General features: G+C 52.6%; 10 protein-coding genes. 5 read left to right on the plus strand and 5 right to left on the minus strand.

The genetic code is table 11. The features are described from left to right. Positions 1-150 precede the first annotated feature (150 nt). The 5 genes from CBW46_RS02290 to mtnB are packed head-to-tail and all read left to right on the plus strand — an operon-like array spanning position 151 to position 4993. Positions 151-1428, plus strand: coding sequence for a glutamate-5-semialdehyde dehydrogenase (locus CBW46_RS02290; protein ID WP_089198387.1), 1278 nt, complete (start codon positions 151-153; stop codon positions 1426-1428). 25 nt (positions 1429-1453) lie between these two features. Then, positions 1454-2320, plus strand: coding sequence for a pyrroline-5-carboxylate reductase (proC, locus tag CBW46_RS02295; RefSeq protein WP_089198388.1), 867 nt, complete (start codon positions 1454-1456; stop codon positions 2318-2320). Positions 2321-2364: 44 nt separating this feature from the next. Next, on the plus strand, positions 2365-3696 hold the full coding sequence (locus CBW46_RS02300) for a 2,3-diketo-5-methylthiopentyl-1-phosphate enolase (protein ID WP_089198389.1): 1332 nt from the start codon (positions 2365-2367) through the stop codon (positions 3694-3696). Continuing rightward, positions 3693-4355: a 2-hydroxy-3-keto-5-methylthiopentenyl-1-phosphate phosphatase gene (locus tag CBW46_RS02305; RefSeq protein WP_089198390.1), complete on the plus strand. Its 663-nt coding sequence runs from the start codon at positions 3693-3695 to the stop codon at positions 4353-4355. Before CBW46_RS02300 ends, CBW46_RS02305 begins: the two co-directional genes overlap by 4 nt. Next, complete coding sequence (gene mtnB / locus CBW46_RS02310; RefSeq protein ID WP_165842175.1) at positions 4352-4993, plus strand: methylthioribulose 1-phosphate dehydratase; 642 nt, start codon at positions 4352-4354, stop codon at positions 4991-4993. Before CBW46_RS02305 ends, mtnB begins: the two co-directional genes overlap by 4 nt. A 218-nt stretch (positions 4994-5211) precedes the next feature. Here mtnB and helD read toward each other — a convergent pair whose 3' ends face one another. The 5 genes from helD to carA form a co-directional block, all read right to left on the minus strand. Then, positions 5212-7566 carry an RNA polymerase recycling motor HelD gene (gene helD / locus CBW46_RS02315; protein ID WP_089198392.1) on the minus strand — a complete coding sequence of 785 codons (2355 nt, stop codon included), beginning with the start codon at positions 7564-7566 and terminating at the stop codon, positions 5212-5214. A 327-nt stretch (positions 7567-7893) separates the two neighbouring features. After that, positions 7894-8550: an orotate phosphoribosyltransferase gene (gene pyrE, locus CBW46_RS02320; protein WP_089198393.1), complete on the minus strand. Its 657-nt coding sequence runs from the start codon at positions 8548-8550 to the stop codon at positions 7894-7896. 75 nt (positions 8551-8625) lie between these two features. Then, on the minus strand, positions 8626-9363 hold the full coding sequence (gene pyrF / locus CBW46_RS02325; protein WP_089198394.1) for an orotidine-5'-phosphate decarboxylase: 738 nt from the start codon (positions 9361-9363) through the stop codon (positions 8626-8628). 119 nt (positions 9364-9482) lie between these two features. After that, the gene (gene carB, locus CBW46_RS02330) at positions 9483-12698 is read right to left on the minus strand and encodes a carbamoyl-phosphate synthase large subunit (RefSeq protein ID WP_089198395.1); all 3216 of its coding nucleotides are present in this window, start codon (positions 12696-12698) and stop codon (positions 9483-9485) included. Further along, positions 12685-13869, minus strand: a complete 1185-nt coding sequence (gene carA / locus CBW46_RS02335; RefSeq protein ID WP_089198396.1) for a glutamine-hydrolyzing carbamoyl-phosphate synthase small subunit — start codon at positions 13867-13869, stop codon at positions 12685-12687. Before carA ends, carB begins: the two co-directional genes overlap by 14 nt. Positions 13870-13875 lie beyond the last annotated feature (6 nt).

Here is a 13875-nt window from a genome sequence, read left to right on the forward strand (position 1 = left end):
CTGACAGCACCCCAATTTGTCATCTGCGCAACCAGCTCGTATGAATGAAAGATTGTCAGTGCGCCAGGTGTCACTCTGTGCACTATCTATGCCAATTGTCACTCTATGTACTATCTAATATGAAGCAATTTAACAAAGGAGGATGACTACATGACATTAGAGCCACAGTCTGCAGCCAATCAGAGCGAAGTCGTGAAAAAGGCAACTTTAGCGAAGCAAGCGGCTCCGCGTTTGGCTGCGCTAACTACCGAGCAAAAGAACCGGGCACTCCAGATCATGGCGGACGCGCTCATCACGGAAACGCCATCGATCATAAGGGCGAATGGCGAGGATCTGCAGCGCGGCAAAGATAACGGCATCAGCCAATCTCTGCTCGACCGGCTGGCTTTGAACGAACAGCGGGTAAGCGCAATGGCCGAAGGGCTGCGCCAAGTGGTAGAGCTTCCGGACCCGATTGGCGATACGCTGGAGGAGTTCACCCGTCCCAATGAGCTGCACATTCGCAAAGTGAGGGTTCCTCTCGGGGTAATAGGCATGATTTATGAGGCTCGCCCGAATGTGACCGTAGATGCCGCAGGCCTATGCCTGAAAACGGGGAATGCGGTGGTGCTGCGCGGCGGTTCATCCGCTCTCTCCTCCAATACGCGTATTGTGGAGGTTTTGCATGATGCGTTATCCCGCTCCGAGGTGCCGGTCGACGCGATACAGCTTATCACAGACCCAGACCGTGCTTCGGTTGACGAGATGCTCAAGCTCAATGGACTGCTCGACGTGCTGATCCCCCGGGGAGGCCATTCGTTGATACAGAATGTAGTGCGAAATGCCAGTGTGCCTGTGATTGAGACCGGCGCCGGAATTTGCCATACTTATATTGACGAATCGGCGGTGTACGAAATGGCGCTGCAAATCGCCATCAATGCCAAAGTGCAGCGGCCGTCCGTTTGTAACTCCATGGAGACGTTACTCCTGCATGACAGCTTCGCCGCACGCTATCTGCCATCCCTGGCCGATCAATTCTCAGGGCTTTATGTCGAGCTGCGCGGCTGCCCGAAGGCCCGTCAATTCGTGCCCGTGATCAAAGAAGCGACTGCCGAAGATTGGGACACGGAATACAATGATTATATTCTCAACGTACGTATCGTGGACAGCCTGGACGAAGCGCTCGCACACATCCGGCAGCACAGCACAATGCATTCGGAATGTATCGTGACGGAGGATGCAGTTCACGCCGCCCGCTTTTTGCAGGAGGTTGACGCTGCCGCTGTTTATCACAACGCGTCCACACGCTTTACCGACGGATTTGAGTTCGGCTTCGGCGCAGAAATCGGCATCAGTACCCAAAAACTCCATGCGCGCGGCCCGATGGGTCTGCCTGCGTTAACGTCTACCAAATACTGTGTCAGCGGAAACGGTCAAATTCGCACCTAACTCAAAAAGGGGTTTTGAAGAAACTATGCCTTTATCTTTATCTAACGCAATGATTACTTTCGTGGGCGCAGGTTCCATGGCCGAAGCGATTATCCGCGGCTTGACGTCTCAGGGGCAAGGAGACCCGGCACGCATCACCGTGCTGAACAGGCAGGACAGGTCCCGCCTTAACGCTTTGCAGCAGACTTACGGCGTGAGTTATGCGGTCGAGCCGGCTGACAAGGACGGTGCCATCGCACAGGCTGATGTTGTTGTGGCGGCGTTTAAGCCAAAGGATGCCATCGAAGGCATTACCGCGCTGCGCCCGCTTCTCCGCCGTTCGCAGCTGCTAATCTCCGTTATCGCCGGTCTGTCCACATCTACTATTCAGTCGATTTTGCACACAACAGACCAGCCGATCGTGAGAACGATGCCGAACACATCCAGCTCCATCGGGCTGGGGGCTACCGGGCTCTCCTTCACTGCCGCCGTATCTGAGGAGCAGCGGCAGCTGGCGGTGGATATGTTTTCGTCCGCCGGCATCGTTACAGTGGTCGAGGAAGCACAGCTGGACATCGTGACCGGCGTGTCGGGCAGCGGTCCCGCTTACATTTACTATATGATGGAAGCTATGATCGAGGGAGGCATACGAGGCGGACTATCGCCGGAGGCTGCAAAACAGCTCACGGTGCAGACCGTGCTTGGCGCAGCGAAAATGGTTGAATTGACCGGAGAAGAGCCGTCCCAGCTTCGCCGCAAGGTAACGTCCCCGAACGGTACTACCCAAGCTGCACTTGAAACTCTGCAGAGTCACGACTTCTCCGCCGCAGTAACCAAGGCTGTGCTGCGTGCCGCTGAAAGAGCGGGCGAACTCGGTCAAGCGATCAGTACGCAAGCTTCGTCGCAAAAATAAACAGCAGCGCCAATATTTCAAACAGAGAGCTGGGTGAACAAAGCATGAATTCATACTGTGTGGCTACATACCGCTGCTTTGACGAAAAAGCGGATTTTAACAAAAAAGCGCTCGGCATTGCAGTCGGTCTTACCGTAGGAAGCTGGACCGATCTGCCGGAGGCAAAAAAGGCCGCGATGGAACGCCATCTCGGTCAGGTCATCAGTGTAAGCGTACATGAGCCCGACGGACCGGGGGAAACCGCTGCAGACCGTTATGCCGATATCGAAATCGCATATCCTGACGTGAATTTCAGCCGGGACATTCCTGCCCTACTCGTCACCGTGTTCGGGAAGCTGTCGATGGACGGACGGATCAAATTAATCGACCTTTCCTTCTCTGAAGATTTTCTGTCCGGCTTCCCCGGGCCGAAGTTTGGGATGCAGGGCGTACGTGAGCTCCTTGGTGTGCACGACCGGCCTCTGTTAATGAGCATTTTCAAATCGGTCATCGGGCATGATCTTTCCACACTGCGCGAGCAATTTTATTTGCAGGCCGCGGGCGGCGTCGACCTGATTAAGGACGATGAAATTTTATTTGAAAATCGACTCACCCCAATCGAACGACGGGTAGAGGCGTGCATGCAGGCTGCAGAGCAAGCCAAGCGCAAGACCGGGCAAAAGCTGCTGTATGCCGTGAACTTGACAGGCCCCACGTTCAATTTGTTGGATCAAGCCAGAAAGGCGATCGCAAGCGGGGCTAACGCCCTGCTGTTCAACGTGCTGGCGTATGGCTTCGACGTGCTAAGCGAGCTCAGCCGCCACCCCGATATTACAGTGCCGATCATGGCACATCCCGCGTTGGCCGGCGCGTATTATCCGTCCCCGTATCACGGCATTGCGGCTAACGTGCTGCTGGGTAAGCTGATGCGGCTGGCTGGTGCGGACCTGGTGCTGTTTCCTTCGCCTTATGGCTCTGTCGTTATGCCGCTCGCAGAAAATATGGCGATCAAGCACGCGCTGCTTACCGAGCAAGCGGAAGACTATCGCTTCAGCGGCACGGGAGCTGACTCAGATAACGCAGTATCCAAGCCAGCGGGCGCATCGGCAGGAGCCGATGGCAAGCGCAGTACTTTGACACTCCAAACCAGTTTCCCGGTGCCTTCCGCAGGCATTCATCCGGGGATCGTTCCACTGATCGTCAAGGATTTCGGTGAGCAGGTAGTGGTTAATGCCGGCGGCGGCATTCATGGTCATCCGATGGGCACGATTGCAGGGGGCCGCGCCTTCCGTCAGGCTATCGCCGCGTGCCAAGCTGGCATCCCGCTGCAGCAATACGCCGCTCAAGGCCATGCGGAGCTGCAGGCAGCTATCGACACTTGGGGGATTAAGCAATGACAAGCAAGAAAGTCATATTCTGTGATTTTGACGGCACTATTACGGTGAACGACAACATTGTGGCGATCATGCAACATTTTCAACCTCCCGGCTGGGACACGCTGGTCGATCAAATTGTCTCGAAACAAATCTCGATCAGCGAGGGCGTTGGTCGCATGTTCGCGCTGCTGCCTACGGCTCGCAAGAAAGAGATCGTGGACTACGCAATCAACAATGTAACAATAAGAGAGGGATTCCCTGATCTGTTAGCGTACTGCAAGCAGCAAGGGATTGAATTTTTGGTCACTAGCGGAGGCATAGATTTCTTCGTCTATCCGGTGCTGTCGGCATTCCCTATTCCCAGACAAAATATTTACTGTAACGGCAGTAATTTTGGCGGCAGCCATATCGAGATTTTGTGGCCGCATGCTTGTGACGACCAATGCGATAACGAGTGTGGCATGTGCAAAACAACCATCATCCGGCGCTATGACAACGAAACGTACGAGCGAATTTTAATCGGTGACAGTGTTACGGATTTTGCAGGCGCAAAGCTCGTGGATACCGTGTTTGCCAGATCTCATTTGATCGATTTGTGCGAAGAACTAAAGCTAAATTATTACCCGTTCGAGGACTTCCATGAAGTTGTGGCCCGACTAAAGGAGCTGGACAAATCATGAATAATGCAGTGCGCTTGGAAGAGAAGCAGCAGGCGTTCGCCGAACTGCGGGAGGTCAAGACAACCCTCGCAGCCAAAGGATGGTTCCCCGCGACCAGCGGCAACCTCTCCATTCGTGTCGGAGATTTCACGCCCGAACAGTTCACCTTCGCCATTACGGCGAGCGGAAAAGACAAATCTGTCAACACTCCGTCCGACTTTCTGCTGGTAGACGGCCATGGACAGCCTGCGGAGAAGACGGACTTAAAACCGTCCGCAGAGACACTGATCCACTGCGAGATTTACCGCGCTACCGGCTGCGGTGCAATTTTTCACGTACATACGGTGTTTAATAATTTGGTGTCCGAGCTGTTCTGGGACCGCAAATCGATTCCTGTGGACGGCGTCGAACTAATCAAGGGCTTCAATATATGGGAAGAGGAAGCTACAATTGAAGTCCCTATCCTGCCGAATTATGCGGATATTTCGCGGATAGCCGTACTGGTCAAAGACGTTATTCTGCCTCGTGTCCCCGGCATTATGCTGCGGAAGCACGGGATCTACGCATGGGGCGCAAATGCATTCGAAGCCAAACGCCACCTGGAGGCATTCGAATTTCTATTCGAATATGTGTACCGGTTGGAACTGCTGAAAAAGTAAAAACAAAACAGCACAATACACCCCTCTGAGTGGGCGCGTACGATTATCACGCCAGATGTCAGAGGGGCGTTTTTTATTTGCGATGTGAGTGTGCGGCAACCTTTGACGCTCAGCGTACACGGGCATCCTATTTCATTGCCAGGCCGCGCGGCTCACTCACCAAGGGGCACTCCACCTCGCGCCGAGTCCTATTAAACAGCACCCAGACCCTAGTAGAATCACACCATCAGGGATTCCACTTTATAAGTATCGGCAGGCTGTGTCGTGATAAAGACGCTCGGCTCGCCCACCGAATAGATGTGTAGAAGATGCATCGCACGTGTGCACGCGGTGTAAAACAGCTTCCGCTCCTGCTCACGGCTGTACCGCTCATTCGAACCGTTGTAGATGATAACCGCGTCAAATTCAACGCCTTTTGCCAAATACGCTGGGAGCACCAACGTACCTTTTTCAAAAGACGGTGTATGCTTTGTAACCAATCCCAGCCGCACGCGTTGGCTTAACGCCTCGTATGCCTCGGCACTCTCTGCCGCCGTTTGACAAATCACGGCAATCGAGTCATAGCCTTCCGTGCGCAAAGCTGTGATATCTGCCACTATTTTATCGTGTAGTGCCTTGTGATCCGCCACCGCAATGACCATAGGCTGTTCACCCGATCGATTGAATGGAACTATCTCCTCACCGCCAGGCACCATACCCTGGCTGAATTTCACGATTTCCCGAGTAGACCGGTAACTGCGGGTAAGGCGGATAAATTCAGTGTGATCAGGACCGTACAGCGCAGCAATCGGGTCATAATCGCTGAGAGCTGAAGCATGAGCGTAGATCGACTGATTTAAATCACCCAGCGCCGTCATCCGGCTCCGTGGAAATAGACGTTTGAGAAATTCCAACTGAAACGGCGAATAATCTTGTGCTTCATCTACAATCACATGCCTTACGGAGGTGTTCGTTTGAAAGCCGAGCAATAGCTCTTGCAAATACAGGTAAGGAGTCGCATCCTCATACGCCAACTCCCCCCTGTCCAAACGCTCTAACGTCTGCCGGCATATCTCATGCCAGCGCTGAGGGGCGTCCTCCGCCACACCATTGAATATCCGTTCATCCGTGAACAATTGACGGTACAGGCTATACACATCGACAAAACGGAGGTTTTTCACCCGTGTTCGCAGAGGTTTTAATTTCTCCTGCAGCACCATCCGAGCGAGTATGTCCCTTTCTAGATGAAAATCATCGAACGTCTCGTCTTTATCCTTCTGAATTCGCCGCAGCTTGTTATGGGCACGAAGATAATCTTCCGCATCCAGCAGCTCTATCTCTTCCTCCACCCAAGCCTCACGCCGCTGGCTTTTCTCGTAAGCCCGAATTTCTTCCAGCAGCCAATCCTTCATCAGCACCAACCGGTTACGCAAGCGAACGGAGGCATCGAATGAATAAAATTTATCCCTCATTTGCTCCGATGTCACGATGCTCCCGCCGCGAAAACGCACTGGTGTAAACAGCATTCCTTCCCGTTCCAGCAAATCCTTGTACGTGCGTATCGCCAATAAATAATCTGCGGAGGATTTGTAGCGTATACCGCTCAATCTCACTTGATAACCAGGCTCGTCGGCCGCCGTGAGCACATACTCCATCTGATTGAAAGGATCTTCCACCTCGAACCGCCGGCCAAGCCGCCTTTCCAGATACTCTTGGAACGTCGTTTGCTGCATGTTCTCTTCACCGAGCTCGGGCAGTACGGTAGCGACATAGCTGTTAAACATCGGATTCGGCGAAAAAAGCACCATTTGATCGGCCTGCAGCGTCTCCCGGTATTTATATAGCAGATAGGCGACCCGTTGCAAAGCCGCAGACGTTTTTCCGCTGCCCGCGGCGCCCTGCACAATCAGCATCCGACTGCGGTCGTTACGGATAATCTGATTTTGCTCCTTTTGGATAGTGGCCACGATACTTCTCATTTGTGAATCGGAGGAGCGGCTCAGCACCTGCTGCAGCAGCTCATCCCCGATCGTGACACCAGTGTCGAACATAAAGCGGATATCGCCGTCCCGGATCGCAAACTGCCTTTTCAGCAGCATTTCACCGCTCACTTCACCCGATGGCGTCTCAAACGCCGCATCTCCCGGTGAGTAATCGTAGTACAAACTGGATATCGGAGCACGCCAATCGTACACCAAATAATCGTTTTGCTCCTCGTCCAAAAAGGAAGCGATGCCCAAGTAAATATGCTCGACCTTCTGTTGACCATTCTCCCGGAAATCAATGCGCCCAAAATAAGGCGACTGCTTCAGCCGTCTGAACTTACTCAGGGCGGACGCGGTATTGCGGTAACTGCGCTCACGCTCGGACAGAACTTCGGCCTGCTGCTTCATGCTTCTGTAGGTCTCCGCCAAATCATCATGCGTGCCCAGATTGACGGTAACATCGTCCCAGAAATGACGCCGAATGTCGACGACATCGGTTTTCACCGCACCGACTTCGGCTTCCAGACGTTCAATCCGTTCACCGATTTGCCCGGTTACCAAATGTACGCGCTGCTGTTCCTCAATCCAATCGGTCTCCTGAATGCTCATACGATCGCCTCGCTTTGCATAAGTATGTAAAGTGGAACTGTTCATAAATATTGAAAAAGGTTGACAACTGTCAATTTAAGTGCTAGAATTATAATGTATTTATTATGTCCGTTTTACTTACAAAATGTAAACAAATCATTATTATTTTAACAATGTGGGCTTCCCTTTTCAAGAGGGAAGCCTTTTTTGCGTGCTATCATGTGTTTACCACTAAACGCCGTTATAATAAAAACCTTAGCTGAGTGAATTCTCACGCTAAGGTTTGGGCTGCGCACTGCAGGCAACAAAGCCTGAGTAAGTGAGCAAGCGTCCATCGGCTAGTATTTTTTATTTCCCATACTCGCTTGGATTTATTCTCCACGCTTGCAAAGCTGTAAGATCCTGCTGCTGAATGCTGCCTTGTTTTAATGCCACATCCAATAATACGGTATAGTTGGTCAGTGTTTCAAATGGAATACCGGCCTCACCGAACGCGCTGGCCGCTGTTTCAAATTGATAAGAGAATATCCCTAACACGCATAGTGCTTGTGCGCCTGCGCTGTTCACAGCTTGCGCCACCTTGAGCGAGCTGCCGCCGGTGGAGATGAGATCCTCGATGACGACCGTTTTTTGACCTGCGTGAATCGTGCCTTCGATCAGGTTCTCCTTGCCGTGACCCTTTGCTTTATCGCGCACGTATACCATCGGCAGGTTGAGCTTTTGCGCCACCCAAGCTGCGTGAGGTATACCTCCGGTGGCCGCGCCTGCGATCACTTCGGTGTCGGGGAAATTAGCTCTGATCACAGAGACGAAGCCGTCAGCGATGAGTTCCCGGATTTCCGGGTAAGAAATGGTTAGCCGATTATCGCAATATATTGGAGATTTTAAACCGGAAGTCCAGGTAAAGGGCTGCTGCGGCCGCAACGCTACAGCCTTAATACGCAGCAGAGCTGAGGCGATCTGTTCAGCGAGCTCTGCGTTGCTTTGTATAGTTTTGGTAGTCATTGGAGCGATCTCCTTTATCATCGATATTCCTTATTATTGGTAGTTGAAAAAATGGGTGGGCGTGCCGATGCCTGTTTATCGAACAGCCGCGATAATATGTTCCAAAGCAGCGCGCGGATCCTTCGACGCGGTAATGGGCCGACCGATAACGATATAGTCAGTGCCCTGTCTGAATGCCTGCTCAGGGGTCATCACGCGGGATTGGTCTCCTGCAGCTGCGCCGGCCGGCCGAATGCCCGGAGTAACCGTCACAAAGCTCGAACCACAGGCTAGTTTAATCAGCGGCACCTCGTGCGCAGACGCCACGACGCCGTGCAGCCCCGCCTCTCCGGCCAGTTTCGCGTAGCGGATGACCGCACGCTCCACAGTGCCTGCGATACCGATCTCGTCATTCATCACCGACTGGCTTGTGCTTGTCAGCTGTGTTACCGCAATCACTACCGGGGATGTGCCACCGCTCGCTCCTCCTCCACCGGAGCGTCCCTTATCCACCCCTTCCAACGCCGCTTCCATCATCGTTTTGCCGCCTGCTGCATGCACGTTAAACATATCCACGCCAAGCCTTGTGATGCTTTCCGCACCGCCTTTTACGGTGTTGGGAATATCATGCATTTTTAGATCGAGGAACACTTTGTAGCCCTGCTGCTTGAGATCAAGCACAAACTGCGGACCCGCGCTGTAAAATAGCTGCATGCCCACCTTCAGATAACACGGGATGCCGCGCAGCCCCTCTATCAACGAGCGTGCCTCGTCAGCTTGAGCGTAATCCAAAGCCACCATAATACGTTGAGCTGCGTTTTGGGGCACTGGCATATGTTAAAGAAGCCTCCTTATCAAGTGATTAGAAAAGCATCGTCACGCAGCCTAATCAGAAGATTAGCACAGCGTTGCCCTGATGCATTGGGCTGCTGTGCTAACTCATTGACACACTTTTATGCGTGATGTGCAGGCATTGCCCTCGATTGAAAATTAATCGATTCAAGCATATGCCACAGTGCACGTACAGTATCCAAAGACGTCATACATACGACACCATTCTCCACTGCTTCACGCCGTATGCGGAAGCCGTCGCGTTCCGGCGTTTTGCCTTTAGTTAATGTATTGACGACAAAGTGCGCTTCGCCGTTGCGGATTAAATCAAGAATGTTGGGCGATCCTTCGCTCAGTTTATTTACAGTAGTGACAACCAGCCCGGCATCTTCCAAAGCTTTTGCCGTTCCGCCGGTAGCGACAATCTTGTATCCAAGCTTATAAAAGCCGGTGAGGATCTCAATCGCTTCCTCTTTGTCCTTGTCAGCCACCGTAGCAATGATGGAGCCTGTCGGCGGTATTTTCATACCGGAACCGATTAAGCCTTTATACAGCGCTTTGGCGAAGCTGTGATCGCGTCCCATAACTTCCCCGGTGGATTTCATTTCCGGTCCGAGCGTTGTGTCTACCCGGCGCAGTTTGGCGAAAGAGAACACCGGTACTTTTACGGATACATATTCATCCTCCGGCCACAGCCCCGTTTCATATCCCATTTCGGCCAGCTTTTCGCCCATAATCACCCGGGTAGCTACGTTCGCCATAGGAATTTTGGTGACCTTGCTCAAGAACGGAACTGTTCGGGAAGAACGTGGATTTACCTCTATGACATAGGCTTGGTCTTGGTAGATAACGAACTGGATGTTAACGAGACCGACGACTTGCAGCCCCTGTGCAATTTTGGTCGTGATATCGATAATTTGCTGCTTGATTTTATCAGAGATCGTCTGAGGCGGATAGACGGCGATAGAGTCACCGGAATGCACGCCTGCCCGTTCAACATGCTCCATAATACCAGGAATCAACACAGTCTCTTTATCGCAGATCGCATCGACTTCTACTTCTTTTCCGAGCATGTAACGGTCGATCAGAACCGGATACTCCGGATTGATTTTGACTGCGTACTCCATGTAACTCAGCAGTTCCTGGTCGGAGTACACAATTTCCATAGCCCGGCCGCCAAGCACGTAAGAAGGCCGAACCAGAACAGGATAACCGAACTTCGCGGCCATGCCTACCGCCTGATCAACCGATGTAACGGTGCCTCCCGGCGGTTGAGCTACATTCAAGCCACGCAGCAGCGCCTCGAATTTTTTGCGGTCTTCTGCTGCATCGATATTTTCCAGATCAGTTCCAAGGATACGCACACCGGCCTTGGCGAGCGGCGCCGCCAGATTGATTGCCGTTTGCCCGCCGAATTGGACAATGACGCCGATCGGCTTCTCACGTTCGATGATATTCATCACATCCTCGAAGAATAATGGCTCAAAGTACAACCGGTCCGAGGTGTTAAAATCAGTGGATACTGTTTCAGGGTTGTTGTTGATGATGACTGCCTCATACCCAGCTGCTTGAATGGCCCATACAGCGTGCACGGTGGAGTAATCGAATTCAATTCCCTGTCCGATACGAATCGGACCGGAGCCCAGCACGACCACCTTCTCCTTGCCTGTTTCCTTCACTTCATCTTCGGTCTCGTAAGTGGAGTAGTAGTACGGCGTGGTCGCTTCAAACTCAGCTGCACAAGTGTCGACCATCTTGTAGACAGGCCGCAGACCGAGGCCTAAGCGATAAGCGCGAATTTCGGCTTCGTTCGTCAAGTTCAACCCGGCGTCGGCTCCGCTGCGAATTTCGGCGATGGCACGATCGGTAAAGCCTTTGCGCTTCGCTTCACGCAGCAGTTCCTCCGTCAATTCAGGCTGCTTGAGCTGCTCCTCAAACTGAATCAACCCTTCCAGCTTATGCAGGAACCACCAGTCGACTTTGGTCAAATCTTGTACCCGCTGCAGTTCGTAGCCCCTGCGGAACGCCTCGGCGATTAGAAACATCCGCTCATCGTCAGGTTTTTCCAGGCGGAAATCGAGCGTTTGTTCATCTAACAGGTCCGTTTCTTTCAAGTAAAGGCGGTGCACGCCGATCTCCAAGGAACGAACAGCCTTGTGAATGGATTCCTCAAACGTCCGGCCGATTGCCATCACTTCGCCCGTTGCTTTCATCTGTGTGCCAAGCTTGCGATTGGCTGCGGCAAATTTATCGAAAGGCCAGCGTGGAATTTTCGACACGATATAATCCAGCGTTGGCTCGAAGCATGCGTAGGTTTGGCCCGTCACCGGGTTGATAATTTCGTCCAATGTGTAACCAATCGCGATCTTGGCAGCCATTTTCGCGATCGGATAACCGGTTGCTTTCGACGCCAGCGCGGATGAACGGCTGACACGTGGATTCACTTCAATGACATAGTATTGATAGCTGAACGGATCAAGCGCGAACTGGACGTTACAGCCGCCTTCGATGTTCAATGCGCGGATAATTTTCAGCGATGCCGAACGAAGCATCTGGTATTCGCGGTCGGACAAAGTCTGGCTTGGCGCCACAACGATACTGTCTCCGGTATGTACGCCCACCGGATCGAAGTTCTCCATGTTGCAGACAACGATACAGTTGTCGTTCGCGTCACGCATAACCTCATATTCTACTTCTTTCATACCGGCGATGCTCTTCTCAATCAAGCATTGGCTGATAGGGCTGTAACGAATGCCGGAGGCCACCGTCTCGAGCAACTCTTCCTCGTTAGCGCAAATGCCGCCGCCTGTACCGCCTAGCGTGTAGGCAGGACGAACGATGATCGGATAGCCGATGTCGTTCGCAAAATCGACCGCTGCCTGGACGGTTGTCACGATGGTGCTGTCCGGCACCGGCTGTTCGAGCTCCCGCATCAGTTCACGGAACAGATCGCGATCCTCCGCTTTTTCAATCGCGGTTAGCTGTGTTCCAAGGAGCTTCACATTCTCTCGTTCCAGTACACCGGCACGCGCCAACTCCACAGCCATGTTGAGGCCTGTCTGACCTCCCAAAGTCGGCAGAAGGCCATCCGGACGTTCCTGACGTATAATTTGCGTCACAAAATCCAATGTAATAGGCTCTATATACACCTTATCCGCCATGTTGGTATCTGTCATGATCGTGGCGGGGTTACTGTTGATCAGAATAACCTCCATGCCTTCTTCTTTTAGCGCCTGGCATGCTTGTGTGCCTGCATAGTCAAATTCGGCGGCTTGCCCGATGACGATGGGACCCGAGCCGATAACCAATATTTTTTTGAGACTTTTATTTTTTGGCATACTGAAGCTCCCCTCTCCCTGCAGAAGGCGTAACGGCCGCTTGACCTGCAAATTTGAACGCCGCAGATATTTGCGCCTGTCTCGGCGGCTGCGGATGGTCCTGTTTGAACTGATGGATTAATTCAATGAAGTCGTCGAATAAATAACTGGAATCAAAAGGACCAGGTGCGGCTTCCGGATGATACTGCACCGAAAAAGCGGCATACTGCTTGTGCTTCAAGCCTTCAATCGTACCGTCATTGTTGTTGATATGAGTCACTTCGAGCTCCGTACCGGCAATCGATTCCTCTTTCACCGTATAGCCATGGTTTTGCGAAGTAATGTAACAGCGGTTAGTCTGCAAATCTTTGACCGGATGGTTGCCGCCGCGGTGGCCGAATTTTAGCTTCTCCGTGTCAGCACCGCTGGCCAAGGCGAACAGCTGGTGGCCAAGGCAGATGCCGAACATCGGAAACTCGCCGAGCAGCTCCTTCACCGTATTTACTGCATGCGGCACATCCTTGGGATCCCCCGGCCCGTTTGACAGAAGAATACCGTCCGGCGAGATACGGCGTATTTGTGCGGCTGATGTATCATGAGGCACGACAATCACGTCACAGCCGCGCTTAGTGAGATCGCGCACTATGCCACTTTTTGAACCGAAATCCAATACAACAACGCGCTCTTTGGTGCCGGGGCAGTGAAACACGCTTTTCGTTGACACATTCGGTACCTGGTCCGTCATAAGCGGCGTGCCTGTCATGCGCTCCATCAATTCTGCCACAGATTCGTTCGATGTGGTCAATATGCCCTTCATGACACCATGATGGCGGATGCGGCGTGTCAGCATTCGGGTGTCGATTTCGCTGATTCCGATGATTCCATATTCTTTCAGCAGGTTGTCAATGGAATACTGCGCTCGCCAGTTGCTTGGCACCTCTTCGTGCCGCCGCACGACAAAGCCATGGATAAAAGGACAAATCGATTCAAAATCATCCCTGGTGATGCCATAGTTTCCGATCAGCGGATAAGTCATAGTAACAATTTGCCCGCAGTACGAAGGGTCGGACAGAACTTCCTGGTAGCCTGTGATCCCTGTATTAAAGACGACTTCGCCTACCGAGGCGCCCTCACTTCCGAACGCTTTCCCGGTGAACAACGTGCCGTCTTCCAATAACAATCTTGCCTGCATCCGTCT

Source organism: Paenibacillus xerothermodurans, from assembly GCF_002220865.2.
Taxonomy (GTDB): Bacteria; Bacillota; Bacilli; order Paenibacillales; family NBRC-103111; genus Paenibacillus_S; species Paenibacillus_S xerothermodurans.